Source organism: Enterococcus sp. DJ147D b, assembly GCF_058216655.1.
Map to the genome: position 1 here is coordinate 1,077,168 of NZ_CM177104.1, position 16,368 is coordinate 1,093,535.

Consider the following 16,368-nt stretch of genomic DNA (forward strand, 5'->3'; position numbering starts at 1 on the left):
TTACTTCACCTTCTTTTCTAAAACTTTCGCTAATTTTGTTAAAGCGGTAATCAAGATTAAATACATGACTGCGATAATTAAGTAAACATACGTACTTTGTGTGGTACGGGCAACGATAATTTTACCAGCTTGTAGTAATTCGACTACTCCGATTGCAGAGATGATTGTTGTATCCTTCAATGAGATAACGAATTGGTTAACGAATGAAGGAAGCATGATTCGAATAGCTTGTGGCAAGATGATTTTTTGCATTGTTCGGTTATAAGACAACCCTAAACTTCTCGAAGCTTCCATTTGTCCAACGGGAACGGCGTTGATACCGCCACGAACGATCTCTGCAATATACGCACTCGCGTTTAAGGTCAATGTAATAACGCCAGCAATGAAATCTGGAATTGTAAATCCAACAATTCCAGGTAAGCCAAAGAAAATGAAGAAGGCAAGTACCATCATTGGAATTCCACGAATGATATCAACGTAAATGCTTGCTATCATGCGTAGTGCACGAATAGGTGAGACACTGAATAATCCGAAAATAACACCCACTACTAGTGCCAAAGCGAAAGAGACTAGAGCAAGAACGATTGTCATCCAAAAACCACGTAATAATGGTTTGTAATTGTTTTTGATTAAACCGATGATTGTTGATTCGTCTTTGGTTGAGTCTGCTGACTCATTTGAAGTAGCTACATATTTATCAATGATTTTGTCATAGGCGCCTGTGCGCTTTAACTCTTTAAGTCCTTCATTGAACATCGTTAAAAGTTCTGGGTTTTCACCTTTTTTAACTGCGAAGGCATATTTACCACCAGATTCTTTTGGCATTGGGGTATCAATTTTTTGACCTTGTTTGATAGCATAACCAAGAACAGGGTAGTCATCCATGATTGCGTCAATCGCACCAACTTTCAAACCGTCATATAATTGGTCAGCAGCGTCGAAGTACTTGATTTTGTAGCCATATTCTTCTTCATGATTGCTCAGGAATTCAGCGCTTTCGGTTCCGACTTTGGCACCAACTGTTTTCCCTTTTAAATCTTTGTAGGATTTGATTGATGTATCACCTTGTTTTACGCCCAACTGAATTCCGCTATCAAAATAAGTATCAGAAAAATCGTAACTTTGCTTACGTTCATCTGTGACGGTCATTCCGGCAATCATGCCATCAGCTTGTCCAGACTCTAATGCTTGTAACGCAGCGGAAAATCCGCGATAGTCCATTTGGATATTGAAGCCTTGAAGCTCGGAAATCTGTTTCATTAACTCAACATCGATTCCTTCATACTTACCGTCCGTGTTTTGAAACTCGAAGGGTGCAAAGGCAGAGTCGCTAGCAACGACGTATTTGTCTTTTTTTGGCTGAGCCATCTGCATCGACTCGGCGGTACTTGATTCCGTATTGTTTGTTTCTGCATGGGCAGGATTACTAGTTGCAAGTGTGATAAATCCTGCCATTATGAAAATGAACGAGTAGAATAAATGCTTTCTTTTCATAATTACCTCCTAAATTCTCAATATCTATTTATTATAGGTGAAAAGTAATGAATCAGACAAGTTCTGAAACTTAAAAAAATGAAAAAAACAATAAAATCTAACATCCTATGTAAGAAGTTCTAACATGGAATGCCGAGGTAAAGGAGTGGCGAAAGTATGTTCGGTGTGTTATAATTTTTTAGTAAGGAATGCCTTTGCTTTCCTTTTCTTTTTGCAAGTCATAAAATGAAAAGGAATGAATGAAAAGGGGGACGAAAAATGATTGAAAGAGATACCTCTCAACAATTTGAGCTTGTCTCGAAGTACCAACCAGCAGGGGATCAACCTGAAGCGATACGCCAATTAGTGGATGGTGTGGTTGGTGGGGAGAAAGCGCAAATCTTATTAGGTGCAACCGGTACGGGGAAGACCTATACGATTTCAAATGTGATTAAGGAAGTAAATAAGCCAACATTGATTATTGCACATAATAAAACTTTAGCTGGACAATTATATGGAGAATTTAAAGAATTCTTTCCCAAAAACGCGGTTGAATATTTTGTTTCTTATTATGATTATTATCAACCAGAAGCGTATGTTCCATCTAGTGATACTTATATTGAAAAAGATTCAAGTGTCAATGACGAGATTGATAAGCTGCGCCATTCGGCTACAAGTTCCCTTCTAGAGCGGAACGATACAATTGTGATTGCCTCTGTTTCTTGTATTTTCGGATTAGGTTCACCATTTGAATATCAGAAACAAGTTGTTTCAATTCGACAAGGAGCAGAACTTGATCGTAATCAATTGATTCGGAATCTAGTGGGAATCAATTTTGAACGAAATGATATTGATTTTCAGCGTGGTCGGTTTCGAGTACGCGGTGACGTGGTGGAGATTTTTCCGGCTTCACGCGACGAACGTGCTTTGAGAGTCGAATTTTTTGGGGATGAAGTCGAACGAATTCGGGAAGTAGATGCGCTAACTGGAGAGGTGCTTGGTGAAACAGGACACGTTGCTATTTTCCCTGCTACTCACTTCGTGACAAATGATGAACATATGGAACAGGCTGTTGCGAACATCAAAGCCGAACTAGAGATGCGCTTAAAAGTGTTACGAGATAATAATCAGTTACTAGAAGCGCAACGTTTAGAACAAAGAACAAACTATGATATCGAAATGATGCTAGAGATGGGTTACACTTCAGGCATTGAAAACTATTCGCGACATATGGATGGTCGAAAAGAAGGAGAGCCACCTTATACATTGCTTGATTTCTTTCCAGAAGATTTTTTGATTGTCATTGACGAATCACATGTAACGATGCCACAAATTCGCGGAATGTATAATGGTGACCGGGCGCGTAAACAAATGTTAGTTGATTATGGGTTCCGCTTGCCTTCAGCGCTTGACAATCGGCCATTAAGATTAGAAGAGTTCGAGCAACATGTCCATCAAATTATCTACGTCTCGGCTACACCGGGGCCTTATGAAAATGAACAAACGGATAGAGTAATCCAACAAATTATTCGTCCAACTGGTTTATTAGATCCAGTGATTGAAGTTCGTCCGATCATGGGTCAAATTGACGATTTGGTTGGTGAAATCAATGACCGAGTGGAGAAAAATGAACGTGTCTTTGTAACGACGTTGACGAAAAAAATGTCTGAAGATCTGACTGATTACTTTAAAGAACTGGGAATCAAAGTAAAATACCTGCACAGTGATATCAAAACCCTTGAACGGACGGAAATTATTCGTGACTTACGTTTAGGTGAGTTTGATGTTTTAGTTGGGATCAATTTATTGCGTGAAGGATTAGATGTTCCAGAAGTTTCTTTGGTTGCTATCTTAGACGCTGATAAAGAAGGATTCTTGAGAAGTGAACGTTCGCTTGTCCAAACAATTGGGCGTGCAGCACGAAATTCAGAAGGAAAAGTAATCATGTATGCTGATAAAGTAACGGACTCGATGCGTTCAGCAATGGATGAAACGGCACGGAGACGTTCGATACAAGAAGCATATAATGAAGAACATGGAATCGTGCCAAAAACGATTATCAAAGAAATTCGTGATTTGATTTCTATTACAAAAGAGGCAAAAGATGACGCCAAAGGAACAGTCCAAGTTTCTTATAATGAAATGAGTCGAAAAGAAAAAGCTGATTTATTGATGAAATTAGAAAAAGAAATGAAAGATGCTGCGAAAGCTTTAGATTTTGAAACTGCCGCTAATTTACGCGATACAATTTTAGAATTGAAGGCAGCGGAGTAAAGAGCAGGAGGACGAGATGGCTAACGATAAAATTATTATTCATGGTGCCAGAGAGCACAATTTAAAAAATGTAGATGTAACAATTCCAAGAGATAAATTTGTAGTGATTACAGGGTTATCTGGTTCTGGGAAAAGCTCATTAGCTTTCGACACACTTTATGCAGAGGGACAACGACGATATGTCGAAAGTCTCTCTGCTTATGCTCGCCAATTTTTGGGGCAAATGGATAAACCAGATGTTGACAGTATCGACGGCTTAAGTCCGGCGATTTCGATTGACCAAAAAACGACAAGTAAAAATCCTCGTTCGACGGTAGGAACAGTAACAGAAATCAATGATTATCTACGTTTGCTTTTTGCACGTGTGGGCCATCCAATCTGTCCTAATGATCACATTGAGATCACCAGTCAATCGGTTGAACAAATGGTTGACCAAGTGTTAGAGTTACCAGAACGGACAAAGATCCAAATTTTAGCACCAATTGTTGCAAAGAAAAAAGGTCAGCACAAAAAAGTGTTTGAACGAATTCAAAAAGAAGGGTATGTTCGTGTAAGAGTGGATGGTGATACCTTCGACATTACTGAGGTTCCTGAACTGGAAAAAAACAAAAAGCATGATATTGCTATCGTTATTGACCGAATAGTGGTAAAAGAGGGCATTCGTTCACGTTTGTTCGATTCCTTTGAAGCAGCATTACGCTTGGCAGATGGCTATGCTTTGGTTGATGTGATTGGTGAAAAAGAAATGCTGTTCAGTGAACATTACTCTTGCCCTTATTGTGGCTTTACAGTTGGCGAACTGGAGCCACGATTGTTTTCATTCAATGCGCCATTTGGAGCTTGTCCCGATTGTGATGGACTAGGTTTGAAACTAGAAGTAGACCAAGATTTAGTTATTCCTGATCGTACCAAGACCTTGGCTGAAGGAGCAATTGTTCCATGGAATCCAATCAGTTCGCAATACTATCCTCAAATGTTGGCACAAGCGTGTGAAAGTTATGGAATTGATATGAACACACCGTTTGATGAATTACCAGCAGAACATCAAGAAATTGTTTTGAATGGGACAGATGAATTATTCCATTTCCATTACGAAAATGATTTTGGCGGTGTGCGTGACGTGGAAGCATCTTTTGAGGGCGTGCTAAAGAATATTGCTCGTCGTTATCAAGAAACAAGCAGTGATTTTACGAGAGAGCAAATGCGTCAATATATGACGGAATTAACTTGTCAAACATGTAAAGGATTACGTTTGAATCCGCAAGCCTTATCTGTCAAAATTAATGGAACAAATATTGGTGAAACAAATGAATTATCGATCAAAAAAGCAGTTGATTTTTTCTCAGGTTTAACATTATCTGAACAAGAAACGATGATTGCTAAACCGATTTTAAAAGAAGTAAACGATCGATTGTCATTTTTAGAAAATGTTGGGTTGGAATACTTAACCTTGAGTCGGGCTTCTGGAACACTATCTGGTGGGGAAGCACAACGAATTCGTTTAGCCACCCAAATTGGATCAAATCTTTCAGGTGTTCTGTATATTTTGGATGAACCATCAATTGGGTTACATCAACGGGATAATGATCGTTTGATTGGTTCACTGAAGAAAATGAGAGACTTAGGCAATACTTTGATTGTTGTGGAACATGATGAGGATACCATGCGAGCAGCGGATTATTTGATTGATGTAGGACCAGGTGCTGGTGAGCAAGGTGGACAAATCGTTGCAGCTGGAACGCCTGCAGAAGTTGCGAAAGACCCACGTTCATTAACAGGACAATACCTATCAGGAAAAAAGAAGATTGCTGTACCAACAACACGTCGCCAAGGAAATGGTGAAGCAATTAAAATTACTGGAGCAGCAGAAAATAACTTGAAAAACGTGACAGTGAAGTTTCCTCTAGGAGAATTCGTGGCAGTCACTGGTGTCTCTGGTTCTGGAAAAAGTACTTTGGTTAATGGTATTTTGAAAAAAGCTCTTGCACAAAAATTGAATCGAAATTCAGCTAAACCGGGTAAATTCAAAACAATTTCTGGTTATGATAGTATCGAAAAAATCATTGATATCGATCAAAGCCCCATTGGCCGTACACCAAGAAGTAACCCAGCAACTTATACAAGTGTCTTTGATGATGTTCGTGATCTTTTTGCACAAACAAATGAAGCTAAAATGCGTGGCTACAAAAAAGGACGCTTTAGCTTTAACGTAAAAGGTGGCCGATGTGAAGCTTGTCGTGGTGACGGAATCATCAAAATCGAAATGCATTTTTTACCTGATGTTTATGTTCCTTGTGAAGTGTGTCATGGCAAACGATACAATTCTGAAACGTTGGAAGTACGGTATAAAGGAAAAAATATTGCTGATATTTTAGAAATGACTGTTGAAGACGCTGTAGAATTCTTCCAACACATTCCTAAAATTCATCGTAAATTAAAGACAATCGTGGATGTCGGATTAGGTTACATTACGATGGGGCAACCAGCGACGACATTATCCGGTGGAGAAGCACAGCGGATGAAATTGGCCAGTGAATTGCATAAAATATCCAATGGTAAGAACTTTTATATTCTTGATGAACCGACAACGGGGCTACATGCAGATGATATTGCACGTTTACTAGATGTTTTACAACGTCTAGTGGATGCAGGAAATACGGTATTAGTAATCGAGCATAATCTAGATGTCATCAAAACTGCGGATTATATCATTGATTTAGGGCCTGAAGGAGGCGATGGTGGCGGAACGATTTTAGCCACTGGGACACCAGAAGATATTGTTAAGGTAAAAGAGAGTTACACTGGACGATATTTAGAAAAAGTAATGGAAGAAAAGGTCTAAAAATTAAAAAATGGTGATATGGTTAAAAAAACTTTAAAAGATGATAAAACACTTGTTTTTTTAGATAGCATCTTCTAAAATACATTACAAGGTAGTTCTTTCTACACTGAATTGGTATAGATAAAACTTCCTATAAGTTCAATCCGTTCAAAAAAGAATTGAGCAATCGGAGGAGTTTCCTTTGATTGCTTTTTTCTTTATGGTATGATATTCCTTGTGTAGTTAAATAAAGAATCAGTAGATTAATGAGTAAGTGAGAGATTGTGATGAATAGTAATGTAAATGAAGAATTTATTCCTATATTATTGGGAAGTGATATGAACGTCTATGGTATGGCTCGTTCATTTAATGAAGCCTATGGAAAAGTGTGCCAAGCCTATGCTTCAAACCAACTTGCACCAACCCGTTATAGTAACATCGTGAGTGTCGAAGTGATTCCCGGTTTTGATAAGGATCCAGTTTTTATCGAAACAATGTTACGTTTGGCAAAAGAAAAATATTCCGACCACAGCAAAAAATATTTATTGATTGCTTGTGGCGATGGATATGCAGAGTTGATATCTCAGCATAAAGAAGAACTCTCGGCATACTTTATTTGTCCGTATATTGATTATTCATTATTCAAACGGTTAATCAATAAGGTAAGTTTCTATGAAGTTTGCGAAAAATATCAACTTCCTTATCCAAAAACATTAATTGTTAGAGAACCAATGTTAGTGGATGGTCGTTTGGAACAAGAACTGCCATTTGAATTTCCAGTTGCATTAAAACCAGCGAATAGTGTCGAGTATCTTTCTGTCCAATTTGAAGGACGAAAAAAAGCATTTATTATCGATAATCGTGAAGAGTTTGATTTGATTTTAGGACGAATTTACGAAGCTGGATATACGAGTGAGATGATTGTTCAAGACTTCATTCCTGGAGATGATAGCAACATGCGTGTGTTAAACGCTTATGTTGATGAAAATCATCAGGTTCGTATGATGTGCTTGGGACATCCGCTCTTGGAAGATCCAACACCTGCGTCAATTGGTAATTATGTGGTAATTATGCCAGATTACAATGAAAAAATTTATCAGACAATCAAGAAATTTTTAGAAACAATCGAGTATACTGGCTTTGCGAATTTTGACATGAAGTATGATCCACGTGATGGTGAATATAAATTATTTGAAATTAATTTACGCCAAGGACGTAGTAGCTTCTTTGTTACATTGAATGGGCTTAATTTAGCACGTTTTGTTACCGAAGACAGAGTATTCCACAAACCATTTACAGAAACTATTTATGGTACAAAAGATTCTTCAGATGCAAAACTGTGGATGGGCGTACCAAAAAAAATCTTCTTAACGTATGCAAGAGAGAATGAAGATAAAAAAATTGCAGAAAAAATGATCCAGGAAAAACGTTTTGGCACAACTGTATTTTATGATGGCGATCGTTCATTGAAACGTTGGGTGTTAATGAAATATATGTTCCATAACTATATTCCTCGATTCAAAAAATACTTTCATGTGAAAGAAGGCTAGTCATGGAAAATTTTTTCAGTATTTTGGGCGGTATGGGAACAATGGCGACGGAAAGTTTTGTCCGCTTGATCAATCACCGCACAAATGCAACTAAGGACCAAGAATATCTAAACTATGTATTGTTCAATCATGCAACGGTGCCTGATCGAACTGCTTATATTTTGGATCGTGAAAAGGAAAATCCAATTCCTTATTTGCTCGATGATATTGAAAAGCAAAACCTACTACAGCCCAATTTTATCGTATTGACATGTAATACGGCGCATTATTTTTTTGATGAGCTACAAGCAGCAACGGCTATCCCCCTCTTGCATATGCCAAGAGAAGCGGCCAATGAATTAGTTCGTCAACAAACAACTGGTTCAGTAGCCTTGTTAGGTACAGAAGGCAGCATGAAGGCAGGGATTTACGAGCGTGAAGTAAAACAATTAGGATTTGATGTAGTGATTCCTGATGAAAAGTTACAAGCGAAAATCAGTCATTTGATTTATCATGATATCAAAGAATCAGACTACTTGAATGAAGCTTTATACTATGAAATTTTAGAAGAAGTGGTTGGCCGGTTAAACTGTGAAAAAATCATTTTGGGATGTACCGAATTATCATTGATGCAAGAATTTGCTTCGGATAATACGTACCCAGTCATAGACGCACAATCGATTTTGGCTGATCGAACAATCGAGTTAGCAGAGAAATTTCGGAAACAGTCTTCTAAACAGTAGTAACAATTAATTGAATCGCTAACGATAGCAAAACTTGGAGCAAGTATCATCATTTGTGGTATTTGGTCCAAGTTTTTTGTAAGAAAAACTTATTTTTCCATGAAAATTCCATAATTAGGGAAGATATGGCTAGCGATGATACGCCCGGAATGATATAATTTAAAAGACAATGAGAGAGGAGCTTGTGAAGATGGCTGAAAATTTACAACTCGTAATTATTACAGGAATGAGCGGCGCAGGAAAAACTGTGGCGATACAAAGTTTTGAGGACATGGGATATTTTTGTATCGATAACATGCCTCCACGATTGATTCCTAAATTTTGGGAACTAATCAAAGAATCTGGAAAAGTAACAAAAATGGCATTGGGCGTTGATTTACGTTCCCGTTCATTCTTTGAAGAAATTCAAAAAATGTTGATTGAAATTGTTAATACAGATTTCATTGACACGTCGATTCTGTTCTTAGATGCGTCTGATGAAGAATTAGTAGCTCGTTACAAAGAGACTCGTCGTACCCATCCGATGGCAATGGACGGTTTAGTGACTGAAGGAATCCGTAAAGAACGTGCAATTTTAAATGAACTAAAGGTGCAAGCATCTGTTGTGATTGATACAACAACGATGACACCACGTCAATTAAGGGAAAAAATCATTGATACGTTCAAGACACAAGAAGATCAAGGATTCCGAATTGAATTCGTTTCTTTTGGCTTCAAATATGGGTTACCAATTGATTCAGATATTGTGATGGATGTGCGCTTTTTACCAAATCCTCATTATATCTCAGAGTTGCGTCCGTTAACCGGATTGGATCAACCTGTTTATGATTATGTGATGTCATTTACTGAAACAGAGGATTTTTATAGTCAATTTCTTCATTTATTAGAGACTATTTTGCCCGGCTATGTCAAAGAAGGAAAAAGCAGTTTAACTGTTGCAATTGGTTGTACTGGTGGACAACACCGATCAGTTGCTTTAACAGAGCGTTTATCAAAAGCGTTAAGTGAGAATTATAAAGTGAACGTTACACACCGTGACAAAGATAAACGGAAAGAGACGGTGAATCGTTCTTGAATATGAAGACCTATCGAATTAGAAAACCAAAAATTGTAGTCGTTGGCGGAGGAACTGGTCTTCCAGTGATTTTGAAAAGCCTACGTAATCAAGGAGCTGACTTAACCGCAATTGTGACAGTGGCAGATGATGGAGGAAGTAGTGGCGCCATTCGTGAATCTATTTCAATGGCACCGCCGGGTGATTTGCGAAATGTATTAGTTGCACTTTCTGATATGCCCCAATTTTATGAAGATATTTTTCAATATCGTTTTAAGAAAGAGGATCAGTTCTTAGCCAACCATAGTATTGGGAATCTGATCATTGCAGCTGTTTCAGAAATGAGAGGCAGCACTTATGATGCGATTCAGTTGTTGTCAAGAATGATGCATGTAGATGGACATATTTACCCATCCTCTGAAACACCTTTGACACTTCATGCGGTATTTAAAGATGGAACAACCGCGGTTGGTGAATCAAAAATTGCGTTAGATCGTAAAACGATTGACCATGTCTTTGTGCGAAATACGACGGATGATCAAGTAGCGAAAGCAGCACGTAAAGTTGTGAATGCTATTGCTGAAGCAGATATGGTTGTACTTGGCCCGGGAAGCCTATTTACGAGTATTTTACCAAACTTAGTTATTCCCGAGATTGGTGAAGCAATCGTTAAAACAAAGGCAGAAGTTGTTTACATTTGTAATATCATGACACAAAAAGGTGAGACAGAGCATTTCACTGATGCGGATCACATACGTGTGTTGCACGAACACTTACATGAAAAATTTATTGATACGGTGTTGGTGAATACAGAAAAAGTACCAGAAGATTACATGGATCCGGAAGTCTATGATGAGTATCTTGTTCAGGTTCAGCATGATTTCAATGGACTTAGAAATGAAGGCTGTCGTGTCATTTCAACTGATTTTTTGGAGTTGAAGAATGGCGGTGTGTTCCATGACGGTGAAAAAGTAGTTGAAGAACTTTTTCGATTAGTTTTTGGGTCGAAATATTAGATTAGGATTGTGAAAGAAAGGAGGAGAATAGAATGTCATTTGCATCGGATGTAAAAAAAGAGTTGACTGGTTTAGAAGTTCATCGTGAACATGCAAAAGCAGAACTTGCTGCTTTGTTGCGAATGAACGGCTCTTTAGGCATCGTCAATCAGCAGTTCATTTTAAATGTTCAAACAGAAAATGCTGCGATTGCCCGACGTATCTATTCTCTTTTAAAAGATCATTATAATGTTCGAAGCGAGTTACTTGTTCGAAAAAAAATGAAATTAAAAAAGAATAATGTCTACATCGTTCGCTTGAAGCAGGGAACGAAAAATGTATTAATGGACTTGGATATCATGGATGGCTTGATGTTTAATGGCCATGTGTCCGATGAAATCATGGGAAATGCACAAAAAATGCGTTCTTACTTACGTGGTGCATTTATGGCTTCGGGTTCAGTAAATAATCCAGAGACGAGCCGTTATCATTTAGAAATTTTTTCCATTTATGAACAACACAATCAAGATATTTGTGACATGTTGAATTACTATGGCTTACATGCACGAACGCTTGAAAGACGTAATGGCTATATTTCCTACTTAAAAGGAGCAGAAAAAATTGCCGACTTTTTAACGTTGATTGGTGCGACTAATTCAATGTTGCGTTTTGAAGATGTTCGTATCGTTCGTGACATGAGAAATTCGGTGAATCGTTTGGTAAATTGTGAAACGGCGAATTTAAACAAGACGATCGATGCGGCTTCTAAACAAATTGAGAATATTGAATTCATTGAAGCGAGAGTTGGTTTGCATGCTTTACCAGAGAAGTTGCAAGAAATTGCTGAATTAAGGTTGCAGCATCCAGAAGTTAGTTTGAAAGAATTAGGTGAGATGATACCTTCAGGAGCAATTTCAAAATCAGGAATCAATCACCGAATACGAAAGATTAATGATTTTGCTGACAAGTTGAGGAAAGAAGCTGTGTGAGTGTTCCAGAAAAAATTGGATGGATCGCACGGCCAAAAAAAGGTGAACCAAGACGAAATTTCGTCTTGGTTCACCTTTTTTGTTAGTTGAGCAAAGATGTTAATTCATCTAATGCGATTCCTTCATCAAAAATAGTTTGATCGAGTAAAATCGTTGGGACAAATTGAATGTGCGCAGTATTTGCTTCATCAATAATTGCTTTTGCCATTTCCATATCAGGTTGATAAGTCAATCCTAATTCTTCTGTTGCGTATTGCGCAACTTCTTCTAAAGAAAGATTCTTCCATTGCTCTTGTGTTTCAAAAATGTGTTTGATTTCTACTAAAGCTTTTTTGCCATCATTAGTAGTAATGTGATGGTGCATGACATTTCCACGTTGTAAACTTTCTTTTTCTTTATCAAAGAGCTTAATTAGGCGATTCACTTTTCCTTCTTGGACCGATGATTCGAGAGTTGAAAAAGATTCTTCAAACCATTTTTTACAATAAGGACAAGCAAGGTTGAGGAACTCAATCGTTGTTTTTGGCGCTGTTGCATCTCCATAGTAAATTCCTGTTGTTTTGTTTGTTTTCGTTGCATCGATTACTGAAATATCCATAGAAACACCTCCAAATACATTTTACCGATTCGAAATAAAAAAAGATAGCGTTTTGCTTTAGAAAAATTTCACAAAATATTTCTTATTAAAATAACGTTTTGTTGAAGTATGTGAATAAATGCTCGAAATTTATTTTTATTCCCATCGAATTTACGGTATAATGAAGCAGATTACTCGAGAGAAACTGAACAAGGATGATGATAAATGCGAAAAATGAAAACCATGGATGGGAACACAGCCGCAGCATATATTTCCTATGCGTTTACCGAGTTAGCTGCTATCTATCCAATTACACCAAGTTCAACAATGGCAGAATTAGTCGATCAATGGTCGGCAGCAGGAAAGAAAAATCTATTTGGGCAACCAGTTAAAGTTGTTGAAATGCAATCAGAAGCCGGCGCTGCTGGCGTGGTTCATGGCTCCTTGAAAACGGGGGCTTTGACGACTACTTATACAGCATCACAAGGCTTATTATTGATGATTCCAAACATGTACAAAATAGCTGGGGAATTATTGCCAAGCGTTTTCCATGTGGCAAGTCGAGCAGTAACGACTAATGCGTTAAATATTTTTGGGGACCATGGCGATGTGATGGCTGCTAGACAAACGGGATTTGCCATGCTATCAGAAAGTAGCGTCCAAGAAGTAATGGACTTAGCACCTGTAGCTCACTTAGCCTCAATCGAAGCAGAAATTCCTTTCATGAATTTTTTTGATGGCTTTCGAACGAGTCATGAAATTCAAAAAATCGAAGTATTGGAATATGGTGAGTTAGCTCCGTTGATTAATCAAGAAAAGTTAGCGAAATTCCGTCAACGGGCAATGAATCCGAATCATCCGACAGTTAGTGGAACTAATCAAAATCCAGATATCCATTTTCAACAACGAGAAACGATTAACCAATATTATGAAAAACTTCCGGAAATCGTTCAAAAATATATGCAAGAAATCAATCAATTGAGAAATACCAATTATGATTTGGTTACGTATCATGGTGCGGAAGATGCAGAAGAAATCATCATTTCCATGGGATCTGTTGCGCAGACTATTGAACAGACAGTTGAATATCTAAACAAAAACGGACGTAAAGTTGGTTTTTTGAATATTCATTTGTATCGTCCTTTCCCCGTTAAAAACTTGCTGGAAAAATTACCAAATACGGTCAAATCAATTGCGGTTCTTGATCGAAGCAAAGAACCAGGGGCTGGCGGAGAACCATTACTACTAGATGTTCAAAGTGTGATGTATGACGCAGAAATTCGCCCAACAATTATTGGTGGACGTTATGGTCTGGGTTCAAAAGATGTTACTCCTGATCAAATCGTTGCTGTCTTTGACGAATTACAAAAAGAAAAATCGCAAATGAAGACACGCTTTACGATAGGGATTGTTGATGATGTTACTTATACCTCACTTGAAAAACGAGACACACTTGATTTAACAAACCCAACAACTTATCAAGCGAAATTCTGGGGATTTGGCTCAGATGGAACAGTCGGTGCAAATAAATCTGCGATAAAAATCATTGGCAATCATACGAATAAGTATGTACAAGGTTATTTTCATTATGATTCTAAAAAATCGGGGGGCTTGACGGTTTCACATCTTCGTTTTGGTGACACACCAATCCGTTCGACCTATTTAGTTGAGCATGCTGATTTTATCGCCTGTCACACACCAGCATATTTGCATAGTTATGATTTGGTTAAGGGATTGAAACCTGGCGGAACGTTCCTATTGAATACGATTTGGAACGATGCACAACTTGAAACCCATTTACCAACAAAACTAAAAAAATATTTAGCACAAAATGACATTCAGTTTTATACAATCAATGCAATGAAACTTGCACAAGAAGTAGGCCTTGGTCGCCGAATCAATACAGCAATGGAAACAGCCTTTTTTAAATTAGCCAATATTATTGATTTTGAAGAGGTCTTGCCAATTTTAAAAGAAGAAGCGCTAAAAAGTTATGGTCATAAATCAATGACGATCGTGGAAAAAAATACGCAAGCGATTGATCGAACAGTGGAACTTCTTCATAAAGTGACTGTTCCAGAAAGCTGGAAAACCCTTGAATTACCTAAAAAAGTCGCTCGTAAACAGTCAAGCTATGTAGAAGAAATTCTCGTACCTGTGAATGCGCAAGAAGGTAATGAATTATCAGTAGGAACGTTAGTGAGAAATGGAATGACAGCAGGTGAAATGCCAGTAGGAACAGGTGCTGTTGAGAAACGTGGTGTAGCGCTTGAAGTTCCTGAATGGATCAGTGACCGTTGTACTATGTGTAATGAATGTGCATTTGTTTGTCCACACGCAGCAATTCGTCCGTTTTTAGCAGATGAAGAAGAGATGGAAGAAGCACCAGAAGGGTTCATCGTTCGCGAAATGCGAGGGGCAGATGGACAGAAATATCGGATCCAAGTTTCTGTGGAAGATTGTACAGGTTGTGGACTATGTGTCGAAGCTTGCCCTGCTAAAGGAAAAGCATTAGTGATGAAACCTTACGAAGAACAAAAAGAACAAGCGGTCAATTGGGCGTTTGCCATGACATTACGTCAAAAAGAAAATCCGGTTAAAGGAAAAAATACTGTATTATCAACTCAATTCAATCAACCGCTATTGGAATTTTCAGGTGCTTGTTCTGGTTGTGGTGAAACACCTTATGTGAAATTATTGACTCAGATGTTTGGAGATCGAATGATGATTGCTAATGCAACAGGTTGTTCTTCAATTTGGGGTGGAGCATCGCCTGCGTCGCCTTATACGACGAATGAATGCGGTCAAGGACCAGCTTGGTCAAATTCCTTATTAGAAGATAATGCTGAGTTTGGTTATGGTATGTTATTGGCTGCGCAAACGCGACGTGAAGCCTTAGCTAAGTCGATGAGTGAAGTTTTACCAAAAGTTTCGTCAGAATTACGTCTATTGATGGAAGACTGGTTGAATCATTTGTTTGATAGCGAAGGCACACAACAACGGGCGGTAAAACTTCAAGCTGCAATAGAAGCGGAACTTCAAACTGTACCAGAGCTAGCAATGATTTATCGCGAAAAAGATTTGTTTGTAAAAAATAGCCAATGGATGATTGGTGGCGATGGTTGGGCATATGATATTGGTTTTGGCGGCATCGACCATGTGATTGCTAGCGGGGCAGATGTCAATATTTTGGTTTTGGACAATGAAGTTTACTCCAATACTGGTGGACAAACATCGAAAGCAACACCAGCTTCAGCAATTGCTAAATTTGCTGCTAGTGGGAAATATGCAGCGAAAAAAGATTTAGGCAAAATGGCGATGACTTATAATAATGTTTATGTTGCGCAAATCGCATCGGGCGCAAACCAAATGCAAACAATCAAGGCGTTCGAAGAAGCTGAAAAATTCCCTGGACCATCTCTGATCATTGCCTATACACCATGCATCACGCATGGCTTGTTTGGTGGAATGAAAGAATCTATCAAGGAAGCAAAAGAAGCTGTTTCTTCAGGTTACTGGTCACTGTATCGTTATAATCCAACTTTGCTTGAAAAAGGAAAAAATCCAATGACATTGGACTATAAAAAACCAGATTTTTCAACGATGGCAGAGTTTATGCGTAAACAAGTTCGTTTTTCTTCGTTAGAAAATACAAATCCGCTAATGGCTAAAGAACTATTTGAAAAAACTGTTCACGATGCAAAAAATCGCTTTTATAGTTATGCATTGATGTCTGGTGAGTTAGAAAAAATCAAAGCGAAGTTAGAACCTGAATCGGTTTCGGATAGATCCGAGAAAGAACAAAAAGAAAGACGTGTACGAAAAGAACGCCCTGTTGATCTTGAAGCGCAAGAAAGACGAGCGAAACGACGCGAAGAACGTGCAAAACGTCGGAAAGAACAAGAATAATAAA

The 16,368-nt window shown here is 38.1% G+C and carries 10 protein-coding genes; 8 read left to right on the plus strand and 2 right to left on the minus strand.

From position 1 onward, the window contains the following. Entirely contained in the window at positions 1-1,494 is a 1,494-nt protein-coding gene (locus tag AC4BD1_RS05225) for an amino acid ABC transporter substrate-binding protein/permease (protein WP_490467168.1), read from the minus strand. Positions 1,495-1,752: 258 nt separating this feature from the next. On the opposite strand from AC4BD1_RS05225, the gene uvrB reads away from it, so the two are divergent. The 7 genes from uvrB to whiA all read left to right on the plus strand — a co-directional run bounded on the left by uvrB (position 1,753) and on the right by whiA (position 11,878). Next, a complete protein-coding gene (gene uvrB / locus AC4BD1_RS05230; protein WP_206908851.1) occupies positions 1,753-3,747 on the plus strand; it encodes an excinuclease ABC subunit UvrB in 1,995 nt (664 codons plus the stop codon). Between the two features lie 16 nt (positions 3,748-3,763). Then, positions 3,764-6,589 carry an excinuclease ABC subunit UvrA gene (gene uvrA, locus AC4BD1_RS05235; RefSeq protein WP_490467170.1) on the plus strand — a complete coding sequence of 942 codons (2,826 nt, stop codon included), beginning with the start codon at positions 3,764-3,766 and terminating at the stop codon, positions 6,587-6,589. A gap of 263 nt (positions 6,590-6,852) precedes the next feature. Next, on the plus strand, positions 6,853-8,118 hold the full coding sequence (locus AC4BD1_RS05240; RefSeq protein ID WP_490467171.1) for a D-aspartate ligase: 1,266 nt from the start codon (positions 6,853-6,855) through the stop codon (positions 8,116-8,118). Between the two features lie 2 nt (positions 8,119-8,120). After that, the gene (locus AC4BD1_RS05245) at positions 8,121-8,840 is read left to right on the plus strand and encodes an amino acid racemase (RefSeq protein ID WP_206908857.1); all 720 of its coding nucleotides are present in this window, start codon (positions 8,121-8,123) and stop codon (positions 8,838-8,840) included. 190 nt (positions 8,841-9,030) lie between these two features. Then, the gene (gene rapZ / locus AC4BD1_RS05250; protein ID WP_206908859.1) at positions 9,031-9,915 is read left to right on the plus strand and encodes an RNase adapter RapZ; all 885 of its coding nucleotides are present in this window, start codon (positions 9,031-9,033) and stop codon (positions 9,913-9,915) included. Beyond that, positions 9,912-10,910: a gluconeogenesis factor YvcK family protein gene (locus AC4BD1_RS05255; RefSeq protein ID WP_206908861.1), complete on the plus strand. Its 999-nt coding sequence runs from the start codon at positions 9,912-9,914 to the stop codon at positions 10,908-10,910. Before rapZ ends, AC4BD1_RS05255 begins: the two co-directional genes overlap by 4 nt. 32 nt (positions 10,911-10,942) lie before the next feature. Then, positions 10,943-11,878 carry a DNA-binding protein WhiA gene (gene whiA, locus AC4BD1_RS05260; RefSeq protein WP_490467172.1) on the plus strand — a complete coding sequence of 312 codons (936 nt, stop codon included), beginning with the start codon at positions 10,943-10,945 and terminating at the stop codon, positions 11,876-11,878. 82 nt (positions 11,879-11,960) lie between these two features. Here whiA and AC4BD1_RS05265 read toward each other — a convergent pair whose 3' ends face one another. Then, positions 11,961-12,476, minus strand: coding sequence for a thioredoxin domain-containing protein (locus AC4BD1_RS05265; RefSeq protein WP_490467173.1), 516 nt, complete (start codon positions 12,474-12,476; stop codon positions 11,961-11,963). A 204-nt stretch (positions 12,477-12,680) separates the two neighbouring features. Between AC4BD1_RS05265 and nifJ the strand changes: the two genes are divergently transcribed. Further along, complete coding sequence (nifJ, locus tag AC4BD1_RS05270; RefSeq protein WP_490467174.1) at positions 12,681-16,364, plus strand: pyruvate:ferredoxin (flavodoxin) oxidoreductase; 3,684 nt, start codon at positions 12,681-12,683, stop codon at positions 16,362-16,364. Positions 16,365-16,368 lie beyond the last annotated feature (4 nt).

What these genes read in the sequence shown, in the direction of transcription:
- uvrA (WP_490467170.1), top strand. Translation starts at nt 3,764, where the DNA reads ATGGCTAACGATAAAATTATTATTCATGGTGCCAGAGAGCACAATTTA.
- whiA (WP_490467172.1), top strand. Translation starts at nt 10,943, where the DNA reads ATGTCATTTGCATCGGATGTAAAAAAAGAGTTGACTGGTTTAGAAGTT.
- uvrB (WP_206908851.1), top strand. Translation starts at nt 1,753, where the DNA reads ATGATTGAAAGAGATACCTCTCAACAATTTGAGCTTGTCTCGAAGTAC.
- AC4BD1_RS05245 (WP_206908857.1), top strand. Translation starts at nt 8,121, where the DNA reads ATGGAAAATTTTTTCAGTATTTTGGGCGGTATGGGAACAATGGCGACG.
- AC4BD1_RS05225 (WP_490467168.1), bottom strand. Translation starts at nt 1,494, where the DNA reads ATGAAAAGAAAGCATTTATTCTACTCGTTCATTTTCATAATGGCAGGA.
- rapZ (WP_206908859.1), top strand. Translation starts at nt 9,031, where the DNA reads ATGGCTGAAAATTTACAACTCGTAATTATTACAGGAATGAGCGGCGCA.
- AC4BD1_RS05265 (WP_490467173.1), bottom strand. Translation starts at nt 12,476, where the DNA reads ATGGATATTTCAGTAATCGATGCAACGAAAACAAACAAAACAACAGGA.
- nifJ (WP_490467174.1), top strand. Translation starts at nt 12,681, where the DNA reads ATGCGAAAAATGAAAACCATGGATGGGAACACAGCCGCAGCATATATT.